This is a genomic window from Leisingera methylohalidivorans DSM 14336 (assembly GCF_000511355.1).
GTDB classification, from domain to species: domain Bacteria; phylum Pseudomonadota; class Alphaproteobacteria; order Rhodobacterales; family Rhodobacteraceae; genus Leisingera; species Leisingera methylohalidivorans.
In genome coordinates this window covers 3427691-3452545 of sequence record NC_023135.1, presented here as the reverse complement: position 1 = coordinate 3452545, position 24855 = coordinate 3427691, and the positions used below count along the sequence as shown (strand labels likewise).

Sequence of the window (24855 nt, the reverse complement as noted above, 5' to 3'; positions counted from 1 at the left end):
GTAACGCGCAGCAAACGGCAACTCTCCGCCCGACATGCATGTGCTGGCCCGCCAGACTGGTCACCAGGCATGGGGCTGCTCCGGGCAGTGATCGGCATGCTGCTCAGCACCTTGTGCAACACTGAAAAACACCGCACGGCGGCCGACAAACGGCCGCCGCATGTCCCGTTTAGTTCCCCGCATTAGCCTCAGCCGGTCCAGTTCACTGCTTGCGCGTAAATCAGGAATGCAGCCGCAATCCCGATCCATAGACCGAACAGCGGCAGGAAAAACCGGACCCAACGGTCCCAGGACACTCCGGCAAGCGCCAGTGTCGCCATGAAGTAGCCCGAGGTCGGATAGAAGATGTTCGAGAGACCATCGCCCAGCTGATAGGCCAGCACGGCGTTCTGGCGGGTGACGCCGATCAGGTCCGACACCGGCGCCATGATCGGCATGGTGACCAGCGCCTGGCCGCTGCCTGACGGAACCACGAAGTTGAAGCCGAGCTGCGACACAAACATGCCGACCGCGGATACCGAACTGGGGAAGTCGCCGACAAGATGGCCCAAGCCATGCACCAGCGTGTCCATCACCTGGCCCTGCTCCAGCATGACTGCCACCGCACGGGCCAGGCCGACGATTATCGCGCCCATCAGCACGTCGCGGAAACCTTCGTTGAAGGCGTCGCAGATCTTGCCCGGGGTCAGCCCGGAAATCAGCCCGACAGTTGCGCCCATCAGCACGAACAGCCCCGCCATTTCCATCATGAACCAGCCGCGGGTCAGCACGCCCCAGACCATCAGGCCAAAGAACATGAGCGCGGCAATCCCGGCCCAGGCCTGACGGGTGGTAAAGCGCATTGCCGGCGCGTCCAGGTCATGCACATAGGTGTCGCGCTTGGCGGCTTCCTTGGGGTCATTGGCCAGCAGGCTCGCCTCCGGGTTTTTCTGCACCCGCAGCGCATACCGCATCAGATAGGCTATCCCGGCCCCCAGTAGGCAAATGAACAGCAAAGCCCGCAGTCCGGCGCCGGAGTAGAGCGGCAACTCAGCGATGGACTGGCCCAGCCCGGTGTTGATCGGATTCAGCACCCCGGCAGTAAAGCCCGCTGTCGTCGCCAGCAGCGCGGTGGCAACCGCAGTGATCGAGTCGAACCGCAGCGCGATCATCAGCGGCAGGATCACCGGCACATAGACCAGCGCCAGCTCCTGAGTGCCGATCAGTGTCGCCACCACCGCAAAAATCACCATCAGCGCGGGAATCATCAGCACGCTGCGCGCGGCGAAGCGCCGGGTCAGCTTGTCCACAACCACATCGATCACGCCGGTGCGGCGTATCACCATGAACATGCCGCCAATGATGAAGGTGAAAAACACCACCGTCGAGGCGTTCACCAGACCGTTCGGCACGGCCAGCATGAATTGTTCCCAGCCGATCGGGCTGGCCTCGACGTATCGGAAGGAGCCCGGATCGACGGCACTGCGTCCGTTCGCCAGGGTCACCCGGTCGTACAGCCCGGCTGGCACGAAATGTGTCGCCAGCGCGGCCAGCGCCGTGAACACGAATAGGATCACGTAGATATGCGGCATCCGGATTCCCTCCTCCTGAACTCCGGCTTCAATCTCCTGTTGCTGTGCTGACATGCGTTCCTCCCTTGCCGCCACATTTCAAATGCCTGTTGACATCTTCTGTAAAATGTTAGGAGCTATGCTATAGCTGTGACAATCAGGGATTCCGAAAAGCATCTACCTGGATTTCTTGAAAGACTTCCTGATTCATTTTATATTCAAAGGGTTGAGGATGAAAGACGCGACCGGATCAGGACAAGAGCTGCAGGCGGACCAGGCTTTTGAAGCGCTGCTCGCAGCTTTGCGGCAAGGCACGCTCAGGGCTAATGAATTCATTTCCATGCCCAAACTTGCCGAATTGCTCGGCTTTCCGATTGCCGCCACCCGCGAGGCCGTCAAGCGGGCAGAGACACAGTCCCTTGTCAGTATCCTGCCCAAGCGCGGCATCGTGGTGATGGACGCGAGCCCGGAAGTGACGCGGGCCTGCCTGGACATGCGGGCGCTGCTGGACAAGGAGGGGGCTTGCCGTCTGATCCGGGCCGGTGTGCCGCTGCCGCTCAACAGCCTTCGGGGAGCGCATGAAACGATGCTGCAGCTGCCGCAATGCGGCAGCTGCGCGGATCTGCCGGTCCAGGCACTCGAAACCGATCTGAGCTTGCATGACATGCTGGCGAGCGGGCTGGACAACCCCTTCCTGCGCAGCGCCTATGATGCCAACCGAAACCGTCTTTCGGTGATTCAGGCCGCCCGCGCCTTTCTGGTTGACCGCATTGTCAGCGCCATGGAGGAGCACCTCGCCATCATCGCAGCCCTGCGCGCCCAAGACACCGAACAGGCTGCGAAGGCAATCGACCACCACTGCCGTCAGACAATGCGCTGGTGGGGAGTCGAGGAGCGCTAAGAGTTTCCCTCACCGCAATGATGCGGCTTCGCGGGGAAAAACTTGGCGTCCTTTAACGGGCGGACGGGGAACGAAAACCCCACTTACGCAGCCACCGGGGTCCCGGAGGATGTTTCCATAAAGGTTACGGCCACTGACCGGACAATTGAAAGTCAGAAATGACCTGTGCTTTCGCCACCGCAGCGAACAGTTGCTTTGACAGGCTGCGCCGCAGCATCAAACCCTGCGTTTATGGCCTGAAGGGTGCCAGGCGCAGGGGGGTGCGCGGTTCTCGGTAGCGACTGCAGCATCACCTAGTGCCTTACCGGCTTGTGGATGTCGGCTGTCAGGAAGATGGCCCAGGACTTTCGCTCCTGCACAGGTTGCTCTGCCCCCTGAAAACTGGACCGTATGAAGCTGGAGTTTTCCGCTAAGTTTCCCTGGCTGGGAGAGGAGCGGAATCGCATGAAAGCATCGAAGTTCACGGAGGCGCAGAAGGCCTTCATCCTGAAGCAGGGCGAGCAAGGCACGCCGGTCGCGGAGATCTGCCGCAAGGCGGGGATCAGCCAGGCGACGTACTTCAACTGGAAGAAAAAATACGGGGGTCTTCTGCCGGACGAGATGCGCCGGCTGAGAGCGCTGGAGGATGAGAACACCCGGCTGAAGAAGATCGTAGCCGATCTGACGCTGGACCGGGAAATGCTTCAGGATGTCATTCGGCGAAAGCTCTGAAGCCTGGCCGTTTGCGCGAGATCGTCACCGGGATGTGCGTCGACTGGGGCGTGTCGATCCGGAGGGCCTGTGGGGCCATCTGCTTCGACACCTCCACCTACCACTACAAGTCCCGGCGGATCACTGCCCGGCAGGGCATCGCCCAGCGATGTCCCGAGAGGGGACCAGGCTGCCGTCGAGCGGCGGATCAAGGAGATTGCAGAAACGCGTGTGCGCTATGGCTACAGGCGCGTCCATGTTCTGTTGCGGCGAGAGGGCTGGACCATCAATATCAAGAAGACACGCAGGATTTACAATGAGTTGGGTCTGCAGTTGCGGAATAAGCACCCGAAACGGCGAGTGAAAGCCAAGCTGCGCGAGGATCGCGAAGAAGCCACCGGGCCGAACGACGTCTGGGCAATGGATTTTGTTCACGACCAGCTGGCCATGGGAAAGAAATTGAGGATCCTGACCGTGGTCGACACGCATTCGCGGTTCTGCCCTGCCGTGGATCCTCGGTTCAGCTACCGCGGCGAGGACGTGGTTCAGACCCTGGAACAGGTTTGCGGCAGGATTGGCTACCCGAACACCATTCGAGTCGATAATGGCAGCGAGTTCATCTCCCGCGATCTGGATCTCTGAGCCTACGCCAATGACGTCACGCTGGACTTCTCACGGCCCGGAAAGCCGACGGACAACGGGTTCATCGAGGCGTTCAACAGCAAGCTCCGATCCGAATGCCTGAACGCGCATTGGTTCATGAGCCTTGCCGACGCCCGCGAAAAGTTGGAAGCTTGGCGTAGACACTACAACGAGGACCGACCTCACAGTGCGATCGGGTATAACGTCCCGATTGCCATGCATTATCCCGATGGCGTCACCAGCCCGTCATCGTGACACAGCCGGAAAACTCCAGCTTCCGGTGGTCCAATGTTGGGGACCAGAGCAGAAGTGCGGAAGCTCTAAAGACGGCCGAGGGCACGTCGGGGAGCACATCATCAGGTTGATCTGCAAAGCAGAGTTCGAGGGCGCAAAGCGCGGCACCGGACACTCCTGCATTGGAATAAAGACCGCATTCGCTGCAAAGCTCTTGCCGGAAGCCGTGTGATTTAAATAATTCCGTAACGCTCAGCCTGGCCGGCCCAACGCAACAACCCCTGGAAAGACCATTGGACCCGGCGTTTGCTTCACCGGCGGAGAGAAACCTGTCGCCGGAGAAAATGGTGATGATGGCCAACCAGCTGGCCTCCTTTCTCAAAACCCAGACTGGCGGCGGCCAGGCCGAAGAGGTGGCTGCCGACATCAACGATTGCTGCGAGCCGCGGATGCGCAGCCAGCTGATACGCTATGCTGCAATGGGGGAACCGGGATTGCACCCGCTGGTGCAGAGGGCAATGCGTTCGGTGCGCGCACCTGCAGATGGATAGCTTGCCCGGCTGATCATTTGGGCGGCTCTGTTCCCGCGGGCCGCAATACACTCTCATCGCCGAGACATATTGGCAGCCTTGCTGGTTTATTTATGCAACGCACATCAGAACAGGCCGGGCTGGTGATGCAAAAGCTCCTGCTCTCTCGACAAAGCAATGGAGAGCGACAATACTCCGACACCGCCCCCACTGAAGAGCGGCAGGTATGACAATTACAGATTTGGCAAGGCTGGCCGACCCGCTTGAACAGGCAAGCATACTCATCGTGGACGATGAAGCGGGCATGCGTAATTTCCTCGTGAAAACCCTGCGCCCTCTGTGCCAGCTGGTGGAGGAGGCCGAAAACACCGAGGCTGCCGCCGCCCTGCTCAGCACCCGGCAATATGACGTGATGATCCTCGATAACATTATGCCAGGCCAGAAGGGGCTCGATTGGCTGGCCGATCAGCGCCGCGACGGCGGCTTTACCGACACCATCCTGATCACCGCCTATGCCGATCTGCAAACTGCGATTGATGCTCTGCGGGCCGGCGCGTCGGATTTCGTCCTGAAGCCGTTCCGCTCGAACCAGATCCTCAACGCCCTGCGCCGCTGCATCGAAACAGCCCAGTTGAAACGCGAGAACATGCTGCTGCGGCGGGAGCTGGAAACCACCGGTGTCGGCCGCCGCCGCCGCCGCGAGCTGGTCGGAGCTTCGCCCGCCATCAGCCAGGTCCGCGCCTTGCTGGACCGGGTGGCGCAGGTTTCCACCCCGGTGCTGATCACCGGCGCCTCGGGCACTGGCAAAGAGGTTGCCGCGCGCCACTTGCATGCGCTCTCCAGCCGCGCCGGGGCGCCGTTCGTGCCGGTGCAATGCGGCGCCATTCCGGCGGATGTTATTGAATACGAGCTGTTCGGCCACGCCCCCGGCGCCTTTCCCGGTGCCCCTGCGGCTGCCCGTGAAGGGCTGCTGGCCTCGGCACAGGGCGGCACCGTTTTCCTTGATGAGATCGGCGAACTCAGCTCCTCGGCGCAAAACGCGCTGCTGCGGGTGCTGGAGGATGGCCGCATCCGGCCAGTTGGCACGGAACGGACGGTGCAGCTGGATGTCCGTTTCGTGATGAGTTCCAGCCGCGCCCTGGCCGAGGCGGTGGCCGCCGGAAGTTTCCGCGAGGACCTGCTGTTCCGCATCAACGTGATCGAAGTGCCAATGCCGCCATTGCGCGAGCGCGGCACCGATATTGTCGAGCTTGCGGAACTGTTCCTCTCCGAAATCGCCGCCCAGCTGCAGCTGCCGCCGCTGGAGCTGTCCGCCAGCGTCAAGTCCGCCCTGCTGCGCCATGACTGGCCTGGCAATATCCGCGAGCTGAGGAATTTTGTGGAACGCTCGCTGATCTTCGGCAGCTTTTCCCTGGAAACGCTGGCCCCGGCCCGGCCCGCTGCTGACATCCTGCCGCTGGAGGAGGTCGAGCGCCGCGAGATCCTGCACGCGCTGGAGGCGGCCGGCGGCAACCGCAGCGAAGCGGCGCGGCGGCTGGGTGTCTCGCGCAAGACCATCGACCGCAAATGCACGGCTTGGGGGCTTTGAGCCGTGCGAAGGCTGCACCCGCTCTTGCGGTCGGTCCGGGTCCGGCTGCTGCTGATCGCGCTGCTGCCGATGCTGGTGCTGATGCCGCTGCTGCTGGGCATAGCCACCTGGCGCTGGTCGGACAAGGTCGATGGCCTGCTGATCACCAAGGTGAACGGGGATCTGACCATTGCCGACCAGTATCTGGCCAGGCTGACTGCCACCTCCGGCGAACTGCTGGATGCGGTGGCGCAATCGGTCCGTTTCCGCAACGCGCTTACGGCGGGCCGCACTGCAGATTTCCTGGCGCAGGAACAGGCCCGGCTAGGTCTCGATTTCCTCTATCTCGCCGGCCCTGATGGCCATGCCGGTTTTATTCCGGCAGACTGGCCCGTCATCCGCGGCGCGCTGCAGGGGCAATGGCAAAGCGCGGTCGACATTCTGGATGCCGCCCAGCTTGACGCTCTGGTCCCCGGCCTCGCCGCCCGCGCTGCCATTCCGCTGGTGGCAACCGAAGCCGCTGTGCCCACGAACCGCAGCGCCGAGACCCGCGGCATGATCATCCACTCCGCGGCGCCTGCGGCCCTGCCGGCCAGCCAGCCGGCGGTGCTGGTGGGAGGGCGGCTATTGAACCGCAACCTGGATTTCATCGACACGATCAATGCGCTGGTCTACCGCGAGCAAAGCCTGCCGGAGGGCAGCCAGGGCACCGCGACGCTGTTTCTGGAGGACGTGCGGATCTCCACCAATGTGCGGCTGTTCGAAAACCTGCGCGCCCTCGGCACGCGCGTCTCGGCCGAGGTGCGCGGCCAGGTGCTGGGGCGCGGCGAAACCTGGCTCGACCGCGCCTTTGTGGTGAACGACTGGTACATCTCCGCTTACGAACCCATTCTCGACAGCCGCGGCCACCGGGCCGGGATGCTTTATGTCGGCTTTCTGGAAACCCCGTTCCGCCAGGCCAAGCGTCAATCGGTGCTGGCGCTCGGCGCGGCTTTCCTGCTGATTGCGGCACTGTCGGTGCCGATCTTCCTGCGGTGGGCCGGGCGTATTTTCCGCCCGCTCGAGGGTATGACGCAGACCATCACCCGGGTCGAGCAGGGCGACCTCGCTGCGCGCAACCGCCCGCAGAAGGACGGCGGCGAGATTGCCCGCGTGGCGTCGCATTTCGACAGTCTGCTGGACCAGGTGCAGGAGCGCGACCGGCAATTGCGCCACTGGGGCGAAAGCCTCGAAGCCAAAGTCGAGGAGCGTACCGCCGATCTGCGTGAGGCCAACCGGCGGCTGGAGCAAACCACCCAACGGCTGATCGTCTCCGAAAAGCTCGCTGCAGTGGGCGAGATCACAGCCTCGGTTGCGCATGAGATCAACAACCCGATCGCAGTGATTCAGGGCAATCTCGATCTCGCCCGCACGGTGCTGGGGGATCAGGCGCAGCCGGTCGAGGAGGAATTCCGTCTCATTGACGATCAGGTCTACCGCATCGGCGTCATCGTCTCGAAACTGCTGCAATTCGCCCGGCCAGAGGAATACTCCGGCGCCTCAGGTCTGATCTCGCCGGCCGAAGTGCTGTCCGACTGCCTGGTGCTGACCCGCCACCAGATCGAGGTGGCAGGGGTCAGGGTCGAGACCCGTCTGGACAGCACCGGAGAAGTGCGGATATCGCGCACCGAATTGCAGCAGGTGCTGGTCAACCTGATCCTCAACGCGGTGCAGGCAATGCCCGGCGGCGGCCGCCTGACCCTGACGGCTGAAGATGCCCCGGATGGCGTGCTGCTGGCCGCCGAAGACACTGGTACCGGCATCCCGCCCGAGCTGCAGAGCCGCATCTTCGATCCCTTCTTCACCACCAAACAGGCGCAGGGCACCGGGCTCGGCTTGTCAATCAGCCACCAGCTGGTGAGTCGCGCGGGCGGGCGGATCACCGTGCAGTCGCAGCCCGGACAGGGCAGCCGCTTCGAGATATTTCTCCCCTCCACCGTCGCGGCCTGATGTGGACAAATTGGATAAAATCCGCAAGGAGCCGGGGCCCCGGCGCGGACAAAATGTCCCGCGATTATTAAAAGGCCTGCCGAGAGTCAGACAAAATGGCCGCATAAGTCATTGTGTTTGCTAAATTTTTTATTTGACAGATGGATCTTCCCGCCGCCTTTTTCAAGCTGCGGCGCTTTGCCGTAAGCCATTCCGGGCGGCCGCAATAGGAGGTTGCAGCCACCGGGACAGCACTAGGGAGGACAACTTATGAACAACCGATCACCAGGCGGGCTGGGTTTTCTGCACAAGAGCCACATCACCGCTGAACCCGGCTTCAACCGCTGGCGGGTGCCGCCGGCATCCATCGCCATTCATCTCTGCATTGGCTCGGTCTACGCTTGGTCGGTGTTCAACCCGCCTCTGACCCGCGAGCTGGGGGTGGTGGCTTCCAGCGCCGATGACTGGAGCCTCGGCTCGGTTGTCTGGATCTTTTCAGTGGCTATTGTTTTCCTCGGGCTGGCCGCCGCTTTTGCCGGCAAATGGCTGGAAGAGGTCGGCCCCCGCATGGTGGGCGTGGTGGCAGCGCTGCTGTGGGGCGGCGGTTTCATTGTTGGGTCGTTCGGCATTTCCAGCCATCAGCTGTGGCTGGTTTATCTGGGCTACGGGGTGCTTGGCGGCTGCGGTCTGGGACTGGGCTATGTGTCTCCGGTTTCGACCCTGATCCGCTGGTTCCCCGACCGGCGCGGCATGGCAACCGGCATGGCAATCATGGGCTTTGGCGGCGGTGCGATGATTGCCGCGCCGGTCAAGGGCTGGCTGCTGGATCTCTATGAAACCGAACCGACCTATCTCGGTGCCAAGGACGCGGTGCAGACCGTGGTTGAAAACGGCCGGGTCTTTGCGGAAACCGCGCAAGGCAAAATCGAGGTGGTGATCGCCAGCGCGGCGCAGGCTGCCGAGTTCGGCGGGGAGGCCGGCGCCTATGCAGTCGGTACCGGCAATACCGGCGCCGCGCAGACCTTCATGACCTTGGGTATCCTCTATTTCGTGGTGATGATCCTCGCCGCCTTCCAGTACCGGGTTCCGGCCAAGGACTGGGCACCGGCGGGCTGGACGCCGAAACCTGCGGCCTCGGGTTTGGTGACGCAGAACAACGTGCATATCGACCAGGCGCTGAAGACGCCGCAGTTCTGGCAGCTGTGGGTGATGCTGTGCTTCAATGTGACTGCCGGCATCGGCGTGATCGGTGTTGCCAAGACAATGATGTCTGAGATTTTCGGCTCGGTGATGCCGCTGGTGGCAACCGCCGCTTTCGCCTCGACCTACGTGTTGATGATTTCCGTCTTCAACATGGTCGGGCGGTTCTTCTGGGCGTCGACCTCGGACTATATCGGGCGCAAGGCCACCTATATGTGTTTCTTCGTGCTGGGTACCGTGCTGTATCTGTCGATCCCCTATTTCGCCTCGGCTGCCGCGGCGAACCCGTCGCTGATCTATCTGATGGGGTTCTACCTCGCGACCATGCTGATCTTCTCGATGTATGGCGGTGGTTTTGCCACCATCCCGGCCTATCTCGCGGATATGTTCGGCACCATGCATGTGGGCGGCATCCACGGCCGCCTGCTGACGGCCTGGTCGACAGCGGGTGTGCTCGGGCCGCTGGCCATAACTTCGCTGCGGCAGATGTCGGTAACCAGCGCGGTGCAGGACCTGGCGGCCAAGATCGACCCCGCCGCCTTTGCCGAGAAGTTCGGCGCCCCGGTGACGCAGCTGGACCAGCTGGTGGCGGCCAAGACCGTGACCATCGCCAAGCTGATGGAGATCGCCCCCGCGGGCACCGTCGATCCGACGCCGAGCCTCTACAACACCACGATGTACTGCATGGCGGCGCTGCTGGCGGCGGCCTTCTTTGCCAATCTCGTGATGCGCCCGGTGAAAGAGCATCACCACCATGACGACCCGGAGCTGCAGGCCGTCCCCGGGGAGTAAAACCGGCGTCCGGGGTGCGTTTTGCGCCCCGGCTGCGGTTGCAGCCTGCATTCCAGACAGTAGATTTCCTGAAAGAAGTTTAAGTATTTATCGCAGCTACCGGGAGTGCCGCAAATTTTGCGAGGCAGCGTCTCTGCGCCTTGCCATCCTCAATGCAGAGTCCAGCACGAACAGGGCCAGAGCGCTACCCGGAGTTACACCTCTTCGTGGGACATGACTGTTGTGGATGACGCGGTCGCTCAAAATGTAATTCCGGAACTGTTAGTGACCTGAGCCCCAATTTTCCTCCACCTCGCGGAAAGTCCTTGGGATTGGTGCTCTGAGCCCCAACATTGGACCACCGTAGGCTGGAATTTCCCGGCTGTTTCACGATGACGGGCTGGTGGCACCATCAGGATATTGCATGGCGATCGGGACGTTGTACCCGATCGCACTGCGAGGTCTGTCCTCGTTGCAGTGTCTACGCTAATCCTCCGGCTTTTCGCGGGCATCCGCAAGGCTTATGAACCAATGGGTATTCAGTCATTCCGCCCGCAGCTTGCTGTTGAATGCCTCGATGAACCCGTTGTCCGTTGGTTTTCCGGGCCTTGAGAAGTCCAGCGTGACGTCGTTGGCGCAGGCCCAAAGATCCAAGTCGCGCGAAATGAACTCACTGCCGTTGCCGGCTCTGATTCAGGATTTCTGCCGGGCTTTGCTCTGTGCCGTGCGATAGCTTTCTGCAAACCGCTCTGCCTCGTGTTTTTCCATCGCAAGGTCGAGATCCCATTTCTGGATTTCCTTGGCCAAGATACGATCCTTGTCTTTGCGTTGTTTGGCGATTTGGCGTCTGACGGTGCCAACCGTCAGGCAATCCAGTGCGGGCGGGCCGTTCAGGGCCGCATTGGGTGCGGGCGCACGACCGAAAATGCCGACGACCGCGCGACGCTCGGCGGCGGTCAACCCGTTCACGACCATCGGCCCGAGCAGCAGCGATTCCGACAGGCAGCCATTGGCAGTGACAACCTCGTGCCGGTCACAGGCGAAGTGTACCCATGTGATCTTTCTCTTGCCCTTCATATGACGGATGCCCGGTACCGCCGTCAGGGATTTTGCAGGCGCGAAAGCCTCGCTGGTGAACACCTTGTCTAATTGCCCGTTCCCGCCGACAAATATGCGGTGTTGCGGCGAGACGATCAGGTCCTTTGCAGGCAGGTTAGGACCCAATGCCTCGGCCTTGATCTGCACCGGCTTGGCGTCGGCTTCGACCTCTTCCAGCGGATGGACGCTGCAGCGTGCCCAGCGGATTAACTGCGGGCCGTGATCCCGCGTCAGAACCAAATCGCCAGGTTTCAACGTCTCCACCGGGCGCGGCCCGTCCGGTGTGTCGATCATCGTACCAGGGGCATAGCAGACTATGTTGGCGTAGGGCTCCGAACTGGTGGATGTTCCGTCGCCGCTATCCACTGGATCGCCATCGCGCCCTTGTGCAGCGGTAAATGATGTTCCGTTGACAGGTTCTTGCCCCTCTGGATAGCCAAAACCAACGTTAACACCGTCGATCCTGACAACGAACACTTCATTGCCAGCAGCATCCAGCATTGAGAACTCATTCTCAACGACAGAACCGGCCAGATACGTCACACCATTTATGGTGACATCTTGGCCAAGTGTCTGAGCTCCGCCAGTTTCTACATATCCGTCCTCGAATTGACCGTCGTCATCAACGATATCTATCTGGGAACCTGATCCGCCGTTGAATGTGAAGGTTTCACCGATCCATGTTGGCGCCGAGGCATTATAATCCGGGCTGTCCGGATCGTTGGCATGGGAATCGCCCTCTATGTCCGACATCGGGATTGCCGATGGCATCGTATAAAGCGACCAATCGTATAACTTGATGATTGGCATCGGGTTCGACTCCCTTACATGACTCGCACAAACACTCGAAGATCCACGCTAAACTCGGTGGGTAAAACCCTGGCAACGAAACCTGAATATCTGGTGAACACGCGCCATTTTAACTGAAGAACTGCCTGCAACTGTATTGTTCAGGCGGTCTGAGCGGCCCATTTCTGGCGAGATTTGCGGAGTGCAATCACCATTGTCGCAAACTTGCGGGCGATAGCAATGATGATGACTTTGTGCGGTTTTCCTGCCTTCCACAGCCGGTCTGCTAAGGGTTTCTGGACCGGGTTGTGGTGCGCCGCCCTGTGGCCGGAAATCAAACCGCCGTTGATATATCTGCAGAAAACACTTGCAAGTTTGAGCCGTCCACCTAAGGCACTGGGAAGTGCCAGCCCTTGGCTAAGCCGGCATGACCATGCAGTTGAACAAGATCCATTCCGTCAAGACCATCGACCGCGTCGCTGCCGAATTAGGTGAGACCGTCGATCAGCTGCTCGCTTTCGCCATCAAACTGGAGCCGGAAGATGGCGTGATCTGGGTCTAAGGTCCCGAAGATGCCAGCGTCATGGCCTTCTCACCATTAGGTGTCCAAAAGCAGCGTGAGAGCATCGGACCGAACCATCAAAGTGGGTCCTGACGCCACCACGGTCGTTAATGTCCAGAGAGCCGGTGTAACTTTTCTCTGCGACCTTGGTTCGGCCGCAGTTACAGGGCGGTGATCTTCGCGGGTTCCATGGGGGCGGTGTCGCAAATGGCGGCGACGGTTTCCAGATGTCGCCTTGGTGCGGTCAGGTACTGATAGGCTGGCGCTTTCACTTCTCGGAAGAGGACGACATGAAGACTTTCATCGGCATTGGCGTTTCGCTCGCGAGCTCCGCAGTCTGCGTGCTAGACGAACGTGGGCAGATCGTGAAGCGGGCGCAGCTCGACAGCAAGCCCGAGGCTTTCAATGTGTTTCTGGGCGATCTGCCGTGGCGCATCGAGGCGATCGGGCTCGAGGCCGGCCCACTGCCGCAGTAGCTCCACCGCGGCTTGCGGGAGGCGGGGTTCAAGCTGATCCTGATGGAGGCGCGCCAGGTCAAGGCGGTCTTGAAGGCGATGCACGTCAAGACCGACCGCCGCGATGCCGAGGGGATCGCCCGGCTGCTGCGCATGGGGTGGTTCAGGCCGGTCCATTGCAAGTCGGTTTCGGCCCAAGAGGTGCGCGCTCTTCTTAGCGCCCGCAAGGCGGTTCAGAAAGCGCTGCTGGATATCGAGCAGTCGCTCTTCGGGGTGCTGCGCAGCTTCGGACTGAAGCCTGGTTCGGCCGGCAAGAGCCGCTACGAGGCGCGGATCCGCGAACTGGTCGCAGGAAACTCTGCGCTTGAAGCCGCAGCTGCAGCCATCCTGAGCGCCCGAACGGCGCTGCGCGGCGAACTGTCCGCCCTCGAGCGCCGGGTCCTTGCGCCCGCACGTCAGGACGAGGCCAGCAGACTGATGCTGACGATGCCAGGCGCCGGCGCCGAGGTCGCGCTAACGGCCCGGTCGCCGATTGACGCTCCGGGCCGGTTCCGCTTGTCGCGTGATGTCAGGCCATGTTCCGGCAGGTATCACCATAGATCTTCTTTCATACCTTCTTTGGAATAGGCGAACCTGTAAATGGCCTCTTGGCATAATGGCACAAGCGCGCCTTCATAGCGAAGGCGGCCGGCAATTTGCTCAGGTGTCCAACCGTATTTGATCCGTTCGATGATCAGTTCCCGCAGCTCGGGGTGCCGTATCAACTTCCGGTCCTTCTGACGCCGGGAAAGCGCCTTCATCGAAGCAACACCGCCGACATACCCGGCGACCTTGGCCATCTCTGCGTCCTGATAATGATTGCGCCGGAGCCCGCGGAAAATGCCGCTCTGTCGCGGCCGGGGCGCTCTGCATTCACGTCCGCGCTGACTTTGGCTCCGTGCCATTGCTTGATCTTGCGTCGTTCTTCCAGGCTCGGCTGCTTGTAGGGACGTTTCATCATTTGTCCTTTTGAGTGCCAACAGGCTGTTATCACTCAAAAGTCGCAACCCAATCTAGAATGTGCCCCGCTACCCACTTGAAAACGTGTAAGCGAAATTATGGTAAATTTTGACCAGAGCGAATGACTCTGTTTCAGGGCACGTTGTTGATTTCCGCTTCTCTATTCGGCGGGTTTAAGTCAAGTGTCATCGAACGAATTCCAAGCCGGCAACTTTTTCTTCCGCGGGGTCTCGCTTCTCGTCGGGATCGGCACTCCGGCCCTCCCATGATGGGATAAGAGGAACAAAGCGGTTCAATCTTAGAACCGTCCCGGCGGCATGGGCGCCGCCGGCATTGCGGAAATCGCGAGCTCACTGCATCCACCGTCCCGCGAAGGACATTTTGCCAACTTGGGCGGACCTCAGAAGACAGTCATCATCCGGCCATTCCGGCCGCGTCGTTAGGCTTTACTTTTCCCAAGAAAATTCGGTTCCGTCGCTCCACATCCGGTGCATGATTACAGCCAGGCGGCGGTCCAGCACGACGATGGCCTGCCGGTGGCTGCTGCGCGTTGCCAGTTTCACGGCCCTGGCTTTCAGCCAGGACCACTTCTTAACCCAGGTGAGCAGAACCTAAGCGGCCTTGTAAAGCAGTGCGCGCACTGCTGTATCGCCGCATTGCGACATCCGGCCGGCGCGCCTGCTTTCGCCTGATTGATGGAGCATAGGCGTCAGCCCGAGAACTGCCCGTAAGGTTCGTGAATTCCGGAAACAGGCCGGGATATCGATTGTGCTAGCAAATGCCACGGCCGTGACCGGCCCGACCGCCGGGATTGTCATAAGGCGGTTGCTAGTTACATCATTTTCAGCGACGGTCAGAGCCAAATGCTGAAAACGGGCAAACTCTTCCCGCAGCTTTCGCCTCGCCGCCAGCAACAGCTGTATGATCTCATCAAGGTCATGTCTCTCCTTGACGAACTCGCAGATCCGGTCTTCAAACCTAACGGCGCCAACTGATCGGCACGCAGAAGAAAATCGAGGCTCTGACTGCAGACATCCGCGCGGATGCGAGGGCCAATGAAGCCGCACAACGCATGCAAACGATCCAGCGCTTCCTTCAAGGCCTTGATGCAGGACCCGGCGATCATCGTGTTCGATAACCGCCAGCTCCACACCTTTCCGCTGTGCCAGTCCATGATCGCGACCAAATGAAGGAACCCAGGTGCATGGGAATGTTGGTTATGTCAGTAAACCAGACCTGATTGGGGCGGGTGATCGCCAAGCCTATAAGAAGTAATTGAAAATCCTTTTTTCAGGGTGTTTCTCGCTGGTCTTTTGCCCCTGGCAGATCGGCACAAGACGCATGATCCGCAAGCGACCGACACTGTCTATGAGAGAGGGTTACGCCGATGATGATTTCCAATGCCGATTTCGAAGAATTGTTCCCTGCACTTTTCCAACCCGAACCAGCACGCGCAACGCGCCCAAAGTCAAAGGTGCCAGGCGCCGTACGTGTCGCTCGGCGGGATGGTGACGGCGGACGGCCTGCGGCGTCCACCCGCGGATCGAAACCGCAGGCGGCGACGGCCCGCAAACCGGTTTCGATCTGACAGGTTTTGACAGGATCGGCATCGCTGCCGCCGCAACACGGAGCACGAGGGCCCATGCGGCCGCTGGAAGCGCGATCACTGCTTTTGGACAGATGCGAAACAACGGTAAGCCACGCCTGGAACGGCAAATCGGCACACCAGCCGCAGTCAGGAGTAAGAACCATGATAGCCACACGAATCCTCGCGGCAGTGGAACGGTTTCCGCAAGATGACGCGGTGTTGGAGCGCGGATTTGAACTCGTAAATCGGCTTGGAGCAGTGCTTGCCATCGTTCAGGTGTGGAGCTGCCCGGCCATGCGGCGGCGCGCGCATTGATAGGTACGTTCCGTTACCAATCTGAGGCTGCAGCCCGCGACCGGATCGAGGCGGCAATGCGCCGGAACAGCAACGATCCTGCAGCCACCGAGGTCCAAATCGTAGCCGGATCGGCCGCCCAGAGGCTTGTCGAAATCTGTGATGAAGTCGTTCCTGCCCTTGTCGTGAGGCGGGCAAATCCAAAACCCTGGATCGTCGAAAAGCTGCTTGGCTCAGACAGAACTGACCGCCCATCGCGACACTTTGGCCGAAGACGCCGAGAACCGCCTGCGCGGCGAACCGGCAGAAGAACTCATTCGCGCGACGCAAAGCCCCGATACGGACTTGATCATGCTGGGTCCCAACCTGTCCAGCCTGATCCTGCGTGGGTTTACTGGCAGTGTCACGCAGCGACTGCCGCGCAGTGCCGCCTGCAACGTGTTGATCTGCCGACCGGCAGAAGGTTTGCGGTCCACGCGCGCTGGCAACAGAACCGGCAGCCTGGCTATCCTGCGGCCAGCAATCCTGACCACTTTATCCAGGAGGCACCAATGACCACCAAACTGGAACAGGACCCGTCAGCCGACCATGCCAAGGCTGATATACCGAACACCGCGTCCGTAACGAAGGCGGTGTCCGAGGTCCTGGCGGAGACTTACCGGCTGGTCCTGAAGCCCCAAACTTACCATTGGAATGTGACGGGTCCGCTATTCTTCTCAATCCACGAGATGACCGAGGCGCAATACACCGGCATGTTCACCGCGGCGGATGTTCTGGCCGAGCGGATAAGGGCGCTGGGTAAGCCCGCGCCGGTGAACCCGGCGGCACTGGCCGCAGGACCGGATGGAGAGGATCCCGATGCAAAACTGTCAGCAAACAAATTTGTCAGGGTTCTTCTGACCGACCATTAAAGGCTGACTCAATGATCGCAGCAGCAACGAAACCCGCGGGCGCGTGCTTGGGTTTTATATGCTGACTTTCTACCTTGCGATTGCACTTGGCCAGACTTTGATCAACATCGCCCCGGTGACTCCACCGGAACGACAATCGGCCCGCTTCTCTCATCGGCGCTCATGTCGATCTACGGCCCCTCTTCGTTCTTCCTGTTCGAAGCCGCCGTCGCAGGGGGAATTTGCGCCGGTGGAAGCCGCCATCACGCGGATCGCCAGCGCTGTGCAAGCGGTCTTGCAGCATGCAATCTGCGCGTCAGGTGTGGCTGCGGGTCAAGCGGGCGGCGGCGCTCTGGAGTGCTGCCGGTCCGGTGCGGGACTGCCGAACACTCAGTCCGGCCGGGTGAAGAAAGCCTTGGCAAAGGCGGTGAACGCCTGGACAACAGGCCGTCTCACCGCGGCGCCGCGGTGGGCGAGGGCGATCTGGTGCGGCGGCGGATGGCCGGCGAGCGGTACCCGGACGACCGGATTGCCGTCATAGCACATCCCGTCCGGCAGATCGGTGGCCAGCAGGCCGGCGCCGAACCCGTTCGCCACCATCGACCGCAGCATCTCGATCGATCCGGTTTCATGGGCCACCTGCACCGGAAAGCTGGCGTTCTGCAGCAGCGACAGGAAATAGCCGCGGCTGTGCGGCAGGTTCATCAGGATGACAGGCTCCTGCGCCAGCTCTTCGACGCTGACAGCGGGCTGCCGTGCCAGCCGGTGGCCTTGCGGCAGCAGGGCATAGGGTTCCGCGGCCATCAGCGGGGTGATCGCAAAATTGGACGGCACCCCGAAATCATAGAGCAGCGCGACGTCAATCCGGCCTTCGCTGAGCCAGTCGAACAGCGTTTGCAGGTCGCCTTCGAGGATGCGGATTTCGGCGTCGGGACGGGTCTCCATGAAGCGGCGCACCAGCTGCGGCGCATAGCGCGGGCCGAGGGTGGAAAACACCCCGAGGTTCAGGAACTCCGGCGTGCCTTCGCCGCCGCTCAGCACCCAGCGCGCCTGTTTCTCCAGTTCGTGCATCTGGGCAACCTTGTGCTGCCCGAACGGCGTCAGCTCCATGCCGCGGCCGGGGATGCGGACAAAGAGCTTCTGGCCGAACACCTCCTCGCAGCGGGCGATGGCCAGAGACACCGATGGCTGCGAGGTGTTCAGCGCGCGGCTTGCCGCGGCCGTGCTGCCGGCTTCAGCCACCGCCAGCAGGAATTCGACCTGGCGGAAGGTCAATGGTATATTCAAATTGGAATACCTTTTATATCGATGCTGTATTTCCCGATATACCCCAGCGGAGGCTACCCTGCAGCAAGCAATTGATGGGGTATGCATGTTCGATAATGACGAGACCGCAGGCCGCAGGCCGCTGAACGGGGTCCGGGTGCTGGATTTTTCCCGCGTTCTTGCAGGTCCCTACTGCACCGCGCTGATGGCCGATCTTGGGGCGGAAGTGATCAAGGTGGAGCCGCCCGCGGGCGATGACTACCGCCATATCGGCCCGTTCAAGGACGGCGAAAGCCTGCTGTTCCATTCGGTGAACCGCGGCAAGAAATCCATTGTTCTGGACCTGAAGTCAGCAGAAGGCGCCGCGGCGGCACGGGCCTTGGCAGCCGAAAGCGATGTATTGATCGAGAATTTCCGTCCCGGCGTGATGGAGCGGTTCAGGCTGGGCGCCAAGGACCTGTGCGCAGCCTGTCCGCAGCTGGTCTATGTCTCGGTGTCCGGGTTCGGCCAGACCGGTCCGAACCGGATGCTGCCGGCTTATGACATCATCATCCAGGCGATGAGCGGGCTGATGGACGTGACCGGCGCCGAGGACGGCCCGCCGATGATGGCCGGGGACGCCTTTGCCGACGTGGCGGGCGGCATGTTCGCGGCCTTCGGGGCGATGGTGGCGCTGTTCGACCGCGCCCGCAGCGGCAGGGGGCGGCATGTCGATCTGGCGCTTTATGACTCGCTGGTATCGATGATGCCGGTGCTGGCCTGCCGGGCACTGATGGCCGGGGAAACGCCAAGGCGGACGGGCAGCAAACATGCGCTGTCAGCGCCCTTCGGCACCTATCCCGCCAAGGACGGTAGTTTCACCGTTGCGGTGCTGAACGACCGGCTGTTTGCAAAATTCGCAGCGGCCATCGGTGCGCCGGAACTGGCCACTGATCTGCGTTTCGCCAGTGACAGCTTGCGGCGGCAGAATGAACCGGCGCTGGCGCGGCATATCGAAAGCTGGGCCGCCGCCCGTGATGTGCAGAGCGTGGTTGCGGTACTGTCGGAAGAGGGCATCCCGGCAGCGGCGCTGTGTTCGGTGCCAGAGGCCTGGACATCGCCCCAGGCCCAGGCGCGGGAGCTGGCAACGCCGGTCATCCATCCCTCTCTGGGCGCGCTCAGCGTGCCGGAACAGCCGGTGCATTTCAGCGGCGCGCCGCGCGGCGGGCGGCAGGCAGCGCCGGAATTGGGGGCGCATACGGATGAAATTCTGAAGCAGCTGCAGGAAGGAGAGACCAAATGAACGGTGATCCGAACAGTGAAGACCAGGCCGTCATCGGCCAGATCGAGCGGTTTTCGACCGAGGTGCTGGCTCCTGCCGCTGCCGCGATCGATGCCGAGGGGACCTTTGCAACTCTGCACCGCCCGGCGCTGGCGGAGATGGGCATCATGGGGATGAACCTGCCCGAAGCCTATGGCGGCATTGGCCTGTCCGGTCCTGCGCTCTATTGCGCGGTGGAGGCCATCGCCGGCGCCTGCGGCTCAACCGCGTCGATGCTGACGGCGCATTTTCTGGCGACGGATTCGCTGCTGCTGGGCGCGGATGAGGCGCTGAAGCAGCGGCTGCTGCCGACCGCCGCATCGGGGGAGGCGCTGGGAGCTTTTGCTTTGACCGAGCCGATGGCCGGCTCCAACCCGGCCGACATGCGCACCACCGCCACCCGCGACGGGGACGGCTACCGGCTGAAAGGGTCCAAATGCTTCATCTCGAACGCGGGCGGCGCGGATTTCATCGTGATCTATGCCAAGACCGACCGCGCGGCAGGCGCCCGCGGGGTCAGCGCCTTTGTAGTCGAACCGGCCAAGACCGATGGGGTGGAGATTGGCAGGCACGAGGAGACCATGGGTCTGCGCGGCGGCCATGTGTTCCCAATCTCGTTTGACTGCCACGTGCCCTCGGCAAACCGGCTGGGCGACGAGGGCACCGGGTTTCGCACCGCGATGAAGGTGCTGGACAACGGCCGTATCGAAGTGGCCGCGCAGGCCACCGGCATTGCGCGCGCCGCGCTGGATGCGGCTGTGTCCTATGCCAAGGAGCGCGAGGTTGGCGGACGGCCGATCGGCAGCTTCCAGGGGCTGCAGTGGATGCTGGCCGATAGTGCCACCGAACTGGCGGCAGCGCGGGCGCTGGGATTGCAGGCTGCCCGCAAGCGCGGCACCTGCGAGCGGTATTCCTCGGACTCGGCCTTTGCCAAGCTTTATGCCAGCGAGGCGGCCTGGCGTATTGCCGACCGGGCGCTGCAGATCCACGGCGGTTACGGCTACACCCGCGATTTCCCGCTGGAACGCTACCTGCGAGATTTACGGATCTTCCGGATCTACGAGGGATCTTCGGAAATCCAGCGCACAATCATTGCCCGCAGCATGCTGAAGTAGCCGTTCAAGCTGCACAAACCATGCAGGCTGCGCCGTTTCAAAGCGCAGCCTGCCAGTGAACCAGCCTGTGAATGGCATAAGCGAATGGGCAGCCAGCTATGGCGAAGGTAAACGGCAGCGCAACGCCGGCGACCTTCGGTACTGATACGGCTTGAACGTCGCATCCTGTAACCGCGGCCAAAAAGTGACCTTAGGCAAGGCCTGTTTCGCCATCGGTCCATGGCACAAGGTGTTGCCGTGGTTTCATTCTATGACCGGATTAAGAAACTCGCAGCCAGAAAGATTCCGCACGCCGCGATGATCCGCTTCAAAAGCCTTTGAGGCAAGTATGTCATTGCTCTACCGCCAATCGCGCCACCGGCAAGGCCGCTGATCAGCACCGTAATCGCTGCATCCCAGGCAACAAGACCAGTCAGGGAAAACGGAACGACCGCGGCTGTATTCGCTCCCAGAGATATGAAATTCTTGCGCGCCGTCGCGACGTGGATGGAACCCTCGCCCGCCAGAAACACTGCAGCCACGATCAGGAACCCATATCCCGCGCCGAAGTATCCGGCATAGACGCCTGTGAACAGAAACATCACGCGCGCCGCAGCTCTGTTCCTGCCTGCCAAGCGCTGCCCCAGCTTTGACAACTGGTCGCCAAAGAGGATCGCGACGGCAGCTAGAACAAGGAAGCCCGGAACAATTGACAGGAAAGCGGCCTCACCCAGAGCATAGAGCAGCACCGCACCGGTGACAGCGCCTGCGGCGGCGATGATGGCGTCCAGAACATGCCTGTGCCGGTCGGCGGCAAGCGATCTGCGGAACACCCAGACACCGGGGAGCTGGGCAGGCCACAGCCCTGCTGTCGCGGTCGCATTAGCGACAAGAGGCGGCAGACCGGCGGCCATCAGCATCGGGAACACAAACAGCTTGGATCCACCGGCCACGACATTGACAAGCCCGCCAATCAGCCCCGCAAAAACAAGAAATGAAAAGTCACCGAAGACTGTCATTTTGCGTGGTTTCCAGGTGGTGAGTTGCCCCGCATTTTCAATCCTTGTCCAGCATGGCGGCCTCGATGGTCTTCAAATGGTCTGTCATCGCACTGGCCGCAGCGCGCGGGTCCGCTGCCGCGATTGCGTCGACAACCCGGTCGTGCTGATCACTGTGGATCGTCTGAAACTCGTCAGGGGCGATGCTGCGGTAGGTGCGGTCCCATTCCCGTTGCCATGCAACACGGCGGCGCGCGCCTGACACGTAAATCAGAAACCCGGTCAGCACCGGATTGCGCGACGTCTCGGCGACGGCGCGGTGGAACGCATTATCAGCCTGTTCACACGCTGCCCTGTCCCGCGCGTCGCGGCCCTCACCAACCTTTGAACGCAAGTGAACAACATCAGATTCATCCGCGCGCAAAGCCGCCACAGCGGCCACTTGCGGTTCAAGCAGCAAGCGCGCCTGCATGAGGTCCGGTGGCGTAGCCCCCTCGACCAGAAGCGTATCGCGCAGAGGCATATGGACCGGACGATGGCCTCGATATGTCCCCTGTCCGACGTGACGCCAGATTTCGCCCTCTTGTTCGAGAGTCGCATAACACGCCCGAAGAGTTTCCCGGCTGCACCCCAGAATGCCCCTCAATTCACGCTCTGGCGGCAATCGATCCCCGTGCACGGGTGCGAGCTTGTCGATGGCCTGACGAAGATCAGCCAAGACGGCTTTGACACGTCTCCCCATACACGCCTCCATTTCAGACCAATTTGCCGGCCAATCTATTTGCTGCCAGGAATGATGCCACTCTATAGGAGGACAACGTGATGAGTATGAATTCAATCCACTTCGGCACCTGCACGCCGGTTTTGACTGAAGAAGAGATCGAAGCGCAGGTTTTCCGCGATCTTAAAGCCGCGCAAAAAGCAGCCCGTGCCGAGGAAGAAGGCGGCGTTGTCCTCTTTCAGTATCCCGACGATCGCAGCGAGTTTCAGCGCCTGCGCGCCTGGTGGCACATCAGACATCTCCGGTCTGCCTCCAACACTGCGGAATACGAAACAGCTCCGATGACCGAGCCTGATTGGCCCGGGCACTGGGCAACAACTAAATACGTCTGACCTTTTAGCACTTGTATTTCTCAGGCGGCCTGATTGCCGAAGTACCTGCACGCCTTGACGATGTTGCCGGTTTCTGCTGCATAGGCAAAGACACGCTTTTTGCCTGCAATTTCGCTGAGAGTTTTCGTGTCTATCTGCTTACTCCTTGGAAGTCTTCCGCTTGTCGTCAAATACATCCGTCAAGCCATCCATAAGCTGATCCTTCCAATGCTTGATCTGGTTCGGATGCGTGCCACTCTTGCCAGTGACAAAAAGCGGGAGCCGCGGGCGACACGCCACCAACAGGTTCGCGCTCCCGGCTCAACCGGGTCAGTCGCAGAGGCGGCCGGCTACTAACACGAGCTCGCAGCTCATGGAATACTTCGGCCTGCCTGCACAATCGCGCTCCCCTTGCCTCCGTCCCGGGTGCTATCAGCATACACCCTGATCCGAAAACCGGGGCCGAACATTGGCACCAGGATCTGCATACCGGTTTCCAATGCCCCTCTCGGAAGATTTGCTTCACAAATCGCCTGCCGGGCAATGATTGAAGCGCTGAACGCGAAAATCCACCGCGCGGAAATGCCCAACTCGGAGCCGCGTGAACGTCGCAACCTGCCTAAATTTCGAGCCTGTCCGGTTCACTTTAAGGTGCCCACTGAGCCAAACAGACATCACTAGGAATAGCGTTTCCATGGACGGCAAGAATGTTTCTGAGACGAAGGAGGTCTACATATAACGGCCCTCTGCCACGGAAACCGGAGGATAGATGGTCTATGAGGCAGCGGGCCGATAGGCCCGCCCCAATTTTTACCGTAAGCCGCCACGCTGTGAAGCTGGCAGTCATGCATCCTGGCCAATAACCAGTCCCTCAGGCAAATTCTGATAGCAAACCGGACGCAGGAAGCGGCGGATCGACAAGGTCCCCACTGATGTGGCTCCGAAATTTGTCGATGCGGGGTACGGCCCGCCGTGCACCATGGTATCGCTCACTTCGACGCCAGTGGGGAAACCATTCGCCAGAACCCGGCCCGCCTTGCGCTCTAGGATCGGCATCAGCGCCTGGGCGTCCGGGGTATCGGCATCTTCCATATGCACCGTGCAAGTCAGCTGGCCTTTCAGGTTCCGTGCGATGGCGCGCATGTCTTCGACGCCTTCTGCCACAACAATGATGCCCATAGGCCCGAAAACTTCCTCGGCCAGCACTTCGTTGTTCATCCAGTTCTTTGCGGTCGTCTGATACAGGTATGGTGTCGCTTCACGCTGGTCGCACATCGAAGTCAGCAGTTCTTGGACACCTTCCGTTTCGGCGATCCGCCGCTGACCGTTGCGGTAGGCTTCAGCTATGCCATCGGTCAGCATCGTCTGTGCCCCGGTCTCGCCAAGAGCCTGCCGGGTCGCAGCGGCGAATTTTTCTGCCTGCTCACCCGAATTGACAACGGCTACACCGGGATTGGTGCAGAACTGGCCCGCCCCCATGCTGAGCGATGCCGCCCAGCCCTTGCCGATCTCTTCGGCACGGGCGTCCAGCGCCCCGTCCAAAATGAACATCGGGTTGACAGAGCCGAGTTCGCCGAAGAACGGAATTGGTTCGGGACGCGCAGCGCACAAATCGAACAGCGCGCGGCCTCCGGCCAGCGAACCGGTGAACCCGACCGCCTTGATCAGCGGATGCTGGACCAGCGCCGCCCCCACGTGGCGGTTGCCGCCCTGAATCAAGCTGAACACGCCAGGATGCACGCCGCATTTCACTGCCGCCGCATGAACCGCCTCAGCGACGATCTCTCCGGTTCCCGGATGCGCGGAATGGCCTTTGACAACCACGGGGCAGCCGGCAGCCAGTGCGGCGGCGGTATCGCCCCCGGCAGTGGAAAAAGCCAGCGGGAAGTTGGAGGCGCCAAACACCGCAACCGGACCGATAGGGCGCTGCACCATCTTCAGGTCCGGGCGCGGCATGGGCTGGCGCTCCGGCAGCGCCTCGTCATGACGGCGGTCCAGGTAGTCGCCTTTCAGAATATGGGCGGCGAACAGGCGCAACTGGCCAGTTGTACGGCCACGTTCCCCTTGCAGACGCGCTTCCGGCAGGCCTGTCTCCTGGGTTCCGATCTCGGTGATCGCGTCGGCCCGTGCTTCGATTTCGTCGGCAATTGCGTTCAGAAAATCGGCGCGGGACTGGCGGGTAGAATAGCCGTAGCTCCAGAACGCCTCTTCCGCGGCCTGGGCGGCTGCCTCCACATCCGAAACGCGGCCAACGGAAAAGCTGTGGCTAGGCCCATGCGCGGGACTCGATTGAAACGAATCGCTGCCTGCGGTCCAAACGCCTGCGATGAGGTGTTTTCCATGCGGGATAAAGGTCATGTCGGCTCACTTTCGTGCG

The 24855-nt window shown here is 61.3% G+C and carries 23 protein-coding genes and 3 pseudogenes; 15 read left to right on the top strand and 11 right to left on the bottom strand.

Features of this window, described 5'->3' with window-relative positions; genetic code table 11:
• Positions 1-188: 188 nt before the first annotated feature.
• Complete coding sequence (locus METH_RS16855; RefSeq protein ID WP_044008475.1) at positions 189-1625, bottom strand: YfcC family protein; 1437 nt, start codon at positions 1623-1625, stop codon at positions 189-191.
• Between the two features lie 157 nt (positions 1626-1782).
• Between METH_RS16855 and METH_RS16850 the strand changes: the two genes are divergently transcribed.
• Both METH_RS16850 and METH_RS16840 read left to right on the top strand, forming a co-directional pair.
• Positions 1783-2451: a GntR family transcriptional regulator gene (locus METH_RS16850; RefSeq protein WP_024091689.1), complete on the top strand. Its 669-nt coding sequence runs from the start codon at positions 1783-1785 to the stop codon at positions 2449-2451.
• 444 nt (positions 2452-2895) lie between these two features.
• Positions 2896-4038, top strand: a pseudogene (locus tag METH_RS16840) (IS3 family transposase).
• Here METH_RS16840 and METH_RS24380 read toward each other — a convergent pair.
• Positions 4019-4378 carry a hypothetical protein gene (locus METH_RS24380; protein ID WP_169731250.1) on the bottom strand — a complete coding sequence of 120 codons (360 nt, stop codon included), beginning with the start codon at positions 4376-4378 and terminating at the stop codon, positions 4019-4021. The pseudogene METH_RS16840 and the gene METH_RS24380 sit on opposite strands and share 20 nt — an antisense overlap.
• Here METH_RS24380 and METH_RS16835 point away from each other — a divergent pair.
• The 4 genes from METH_RS16835 to METH_RS16820 all read left to right on the top strand — a co-directional run bounded on the left by METH_RS16835 (position 4368) and on the right by METH_RS16820 (position 10074).
• Positions 4368-4568: a formate dehydrogenase subunit delta gene (locus METH_RS16835; protein WP_342667052.1), complete on the top strand. Its 201-nt coding sequence runs from the start codon at positions 4368-4370 to the stop codon at positions 4566-4568. The two genes, METH_RS24380 and METH_RS16835, sit on opposite strands and share 11 nt — an antisense overlap.
• A gap of 205 nt (positions 4569-4773) precedes the next feature.
• The gene (locus tag METH_RS16830; RefSeq protein ID WP_024091687.1) at positions 4774-6135 is read left to right on the top strand and encodes a sigma-54-dependent transcriptional regulator; all 1362 of its coding nucleotides are present in this window, start codon (positions 4774-4776) and stop codon (positions 6133-6135) included.
• Positions 6136-6204: 69 nt separating this feature from the next.
• Positions 6205-8103: a sensor histidine kinase gene (locus METH_RS16825; RefSeq protein WP_169731260.1), complete on the top strand. Its 1899-nt coding sequence runs from the start codon at positions 6205-6207 to the stop codon at positions 8101-8103.
• A 249-nt stretch (positions 8104-8352) separates the two neighbouring features.
• Positions 8353-10074: an OFA family MFS transporter gene (locus METH_RS16820; protein WP_024091684.1), complete on the top strand. Its 1722-nt coding sequence runs from the start codon at positions 8353-8355 to the stop codon at positions 10072-10074.
• Between the two features lie 366 nt (positions 10075-10440).
• On the opposite strand, the pseudogene METH_RS24090 reads toward METH_RS16820, so the two are convergent.
• Positions 10441-10746 (bottom strand): annotated as a pseudogene (locus METH_RS24090) (integrase core domain-containing protein); the annotation flags it as partial.
• Positions 10747-11961 carry a Hint domain-containing protein gene (locus METH_RS22790; protein WP_084013823.1) on the bottom strand — a complete coding sequence of 405 codons (1215 nt, stop codon included), beginning with the start codon at positions 11959-11961 and terminating at the stop codon, positions 10747-10749.
• A gap of 406 nt (positions 11962-12367) precedes the next feature.
• Between METH_RS22790 and METH_RS25205 the strand changes: the two genes are divergently transcribed.
• The 3 genes from METH_RS25205 to METH_RS16805 all read left to right on the top strand — a co-directional run bounded on the left by METH_RS25205 (position 12368) and on the right by METH_RS16805 (position 13584).
• Positions 12368-12502, top strand: coding sequence for a hypothetical protein (locus METH_RS25205; RefSeq protein WP_281173398.1), 135 nt, complete (start codon positions 12368-12370; stop codon positions 12500-12502).
• 290 nt (positions 12503-12792) lie between these two features.
• A complete protein-coding gene (locus METH_RS24085; protein ID WP_156927515.1) occupies positions 12793-12978 on the top strand; it encodes a hypothetical protein in 186 nt (61 codons plus the stop codon).
• A 12-nt stretch (positions 12979-12990) separates the two neighbouring features.
• Complete coding sequence (locus METH_RS16805; protein WP_052348728.1) at positions 12991-13584, top strand: IS110 family transposase; 594 nt, start codon at positions 12991-12993, stop codon at positions 13582-13584.
• Here the strand turns inward: METH_RS16805 and METH_RS23385 are convergent.
• Positions 13548-13796, bottom strand: a complete 249-nt coding sequence (locus METH_RS23385) for a hypothetical protein (protein ID WP_024091681.1) — start codon at positions 13794-13796, stop codon at positions 13548-13550. The genes METH_RS16805 and METH_RS23385 overlap by 37 nt on opposite strands.
• Before the next feature lie 771 nt (positions 13797-14567).
• On the bottom strand, positions 14568-14774 hold the full coding sequence (locus METH_RS25425) for a transposase (protein ID WP_425412331.1): 207 nt from the start codon (positions 14772-14774) through the stop codon (positions 14568-14570).
• A 45-nt stretch (positions 14775-14819) separates the two neighbouring features.
• Here METH_RS25425 and METH_RS25200 point away from each other — a divergent pair, with 45 nt between their 5' ends.
• Complete coding sequence (locus METH_RS25200) at positions 14820-14951, top strand: hypothetical protein (protein ID WP_024091679.1); 132 nt, start codon at positions 14820-14822, stop codon at positions 14949-14951.
• An 83-nt stretch (positions 14952-15034) separates the two neighbouring features.
• On the opposite strand, the pseudogene METH_RS24930 reads toward METH_RS25200, so the two are convergent.
• Positions 15035-15317 (bottom strand): annotated as a pseudogene (locus METH_RS24930) (DDE-type integrase/transposase/recombinase); the annotation flags it as partial.
• 749 nt (positions 15318-16066) lie between these two features.
• Between METH_RS24930 and METH_RS16790 the strand changes: the two are divergent.
• A complete protein-coding gene (locus METH_RS16790) occupies positions 16067-16393 on the top strand; it encodes a universal stress protein (protein WP_044008473.1) in 327 nt (108 codons plus the stop codon).
• A complete protein-coding gene (locus METH_RS16785) occupies positions 16390-16749 on the top strand; it encodes a Dps family protein (protein ID WP_024091676.1) in 360 nt (119 codons plus the stop codon). Before METH_RS16790 ends, METH_RS16785 begins: the two co-directional genes overlap by 4 nt.
• 369 nt (positions 16750-17118) lie before the next feature.
• On the opposite strand, the gene METH_RS16780 is transcribed toward METH_RS16785, so the two are convergent.
• Positions 17119-18015, bottom strand: a complete 897-nt coding sequence (locus tag METH_RS16780) for a LysR family transcriptional regulator (RefSeq protein WP_044008472.1) — start codon at positions 18013-18015, stop codon at positions 17119-17121.
• 85 nt (positions 18016-18100) lie between these two features.
• On the opposite strand from METH_RS16780, the gene METH_RS16775 reads away from it, so the two are divergent.
• The gene (locus METH_RS16775) at positions 18101-19276 is read left to right on the top strand and encodes a CaiB/BaiF CoA transferase family protein (RefSeq protein WP_024091674.1); all 1176 of its coding nucleotides are present in this window, start codon (positions 18101-18103) and stop codon (positions 19274-19276) included.
• Positions 19273-20409, top strand: a complete 1137-nt coding sequence (locus METH_RS16770) for an acyl-CoA dehydrogenase family protein (RefSeq protein WP_024091673.1) — start codon at positions 19273-19275, stop codon at positions 20407-20409. The genes METH_RS16775 and METH_RS16770 overlap by 4 nt, the downstream gene beginning before the upstream one ends.
• A 248-nt stretch (positions 20410-20657) precedes the next feature.
• Here the strand turns inward: METH_RS16770 and METH_RS16765 are convergent, their stop codons facing one another.
• Together METH_RS16765 and METH_RS16760 are read right to left on the bottom strand one after the other, a co-directional pair.
• A complete protein-coding gene (locus tag METH_RS16765) occupies positions 20658-21407 on the bottom strand; it encodes a sulfite exporter TauE/SafE family protein (RefSeq protein WP_024091672.1) in 750 nt (249 codons plus the stop codon).
• A gap of 37 nt (positions 21408-21444) precedes the next feature.
• A complete protein-coding gene (locus METH_RS16760) occupies positions 21445-22128 on the bottom strand; it encodes a FadR/GntR family transcriptional regulator (protein WP_024091671.1) in 684 nt (227 codons plus the stop codon).
• 77 nt (positions 22129-22205) lie between these two features.
• Between METH_RS16760 and METH_RS24075 the strand changes: the two genes are divergently transcribed.
• Positions 22206-22499 (top strand): hypothetical protein, encoded by a 294-nt coding sequence (locus METH_RS24075; protein ID WP_156927512.1) that lies wholly within the window; start codon positions 22206-22208, stop codon positions 22497-22499.
• An 822-nt stretch (positions 22500-23321) separates the two neighbouring features.
• Here METH_RS24075 and METH_RS16750 read toward each other — a convergent pair.
• Positions 23322-24836: an aldehyde dehydrogenase (NADP(+)) gene (locus METH_RS16750; RefSeq protein ID WP_024091667.1), complete on the bottom strand. Its 1515-nt coding sequence runs from the start codon at positions 24834-24836 to the stop codon at positions 23322-23324.
• Positions 24837-24855 lie beyond the last annotated feature (19 nt).

Coding starts and splice junctions, on each gene's coding strand:
- METH_RS16855 (WP_044008475.1), bottom strand. CDS start 1,625: ATGTCAGCACAGCAACAGGAGATTGAAGCCGGAGTTCAGGAGGAGGGA.
- METH_RS16850 (WP_024091689.1), top strand. CDS start 1,783: ATGAAAGACGCGACCGGATCAGGACAAGAGCTGCAGGCGGACCAGGCT.
- METH_RS16835 (WP_342667052.1), top strand. CDS start 4,368: ATGATGGCCAACCAGCTGGCCTCCTTTCTCAAAACCCAGACTGGCGGC.
- METH_RS16830 (WP_024091687.1), top strand. CDS start 4,774: ATGACAATTACAGATTTGGCAAGGCTGGCCGACCCGCTTGAACAGGCA.
- METH_RS16825 (WP_169731260.1), top strand. CDS start 6,205: ATGCTGGTGCTGATGCCGCTGCTGCTGGGCATAGCCACCTGGCGCTGG.
- METH_RS16820 (WP_024091684.1), top strand. CDS start 8,353: ATGAACAACCGATCACCAGGCGGGCTGGGTTTTCTGCACAAGAGCCAC.
- METH_RS22790 (WP_084013823.1), bottom strand. CDS start 11,961: ATGCCAATCATCAAGTTATACGATTGGTCGCTTTATACGATGCCATCG.
- METH_RS25205 (WP_281173398.1), top strand. CDS start 12,368: ATGACCATGCAGTTGAACAAGATCCATTCCGTCAAGACCATCGACCGC.
- METH_RS24085 (WP_156927515.1), top strand. CDS start 12,793: ATGAAGACTTTCATCGGCATTGGCGTTTCGCTCGCGAGCTCCGCAGTC.
- METH_RS23385 (WP_024091681.1), bottom strand. CDS start 13,796: ATGGCCAAGGTCGCCGGGTATGTCGGCGGTGTTGCTTCGATGAAGGCG.
- METH_RS25425 (WP_425412331.1), bottom strand. CDS start 14,774: ATGACAATCCCGGCGGTCGGGCCGGTCACGGCCGTGGCATTTGCTAGC.
- METH_RS25200 (WP_024091679.1), top strand. CDS start 14,820: ATGCTGAAAACGGGCAAACTCTTCCCGCAGCTTTCGCCTCGCCGCCAG.
- METH_RS16785 (WP_024091676.1), top strand. CDS start 16,390: ATGACCACCAAACTGGAACAGGACCCGTCAGCCGACCATGCCAAGGCT.
- METH_RS16775 (WP_024091674.1), top strand. CDS start 18,101: ATGTTCGATAATGACGAGACCGCAGGCCGCAGGCCGCTGAACGGGGTC.
- METH_RS16770 (WP_024091673.1), top strand. CDS start 19,273: ATGAACGGTGATCCGAACAGTGAAGACCAGGCCGTCATCGGCCAGATC.
- METH_RS16765 (WP_024091672.1), bottom strand. CDS start 21,407: ATGACAGTCTTCGGTGACTTTTCATTTCTTGTTTTTGCGGGGCTGATT.
- METH_RS16760 (WP_024091671.1), bottom strand. CDS start 22,128: ATGGGGAGACGTGTCAAAGCCGTCTTGGCTGATCTTCGTCAGGCCATC.
- METH_RS16750 (WP_024091667.1), bottom strand. CDS start 24,836: ATGACCTTTATCCCGCATGGAAAACACCTCATCGCAGGCGTTTGGACC.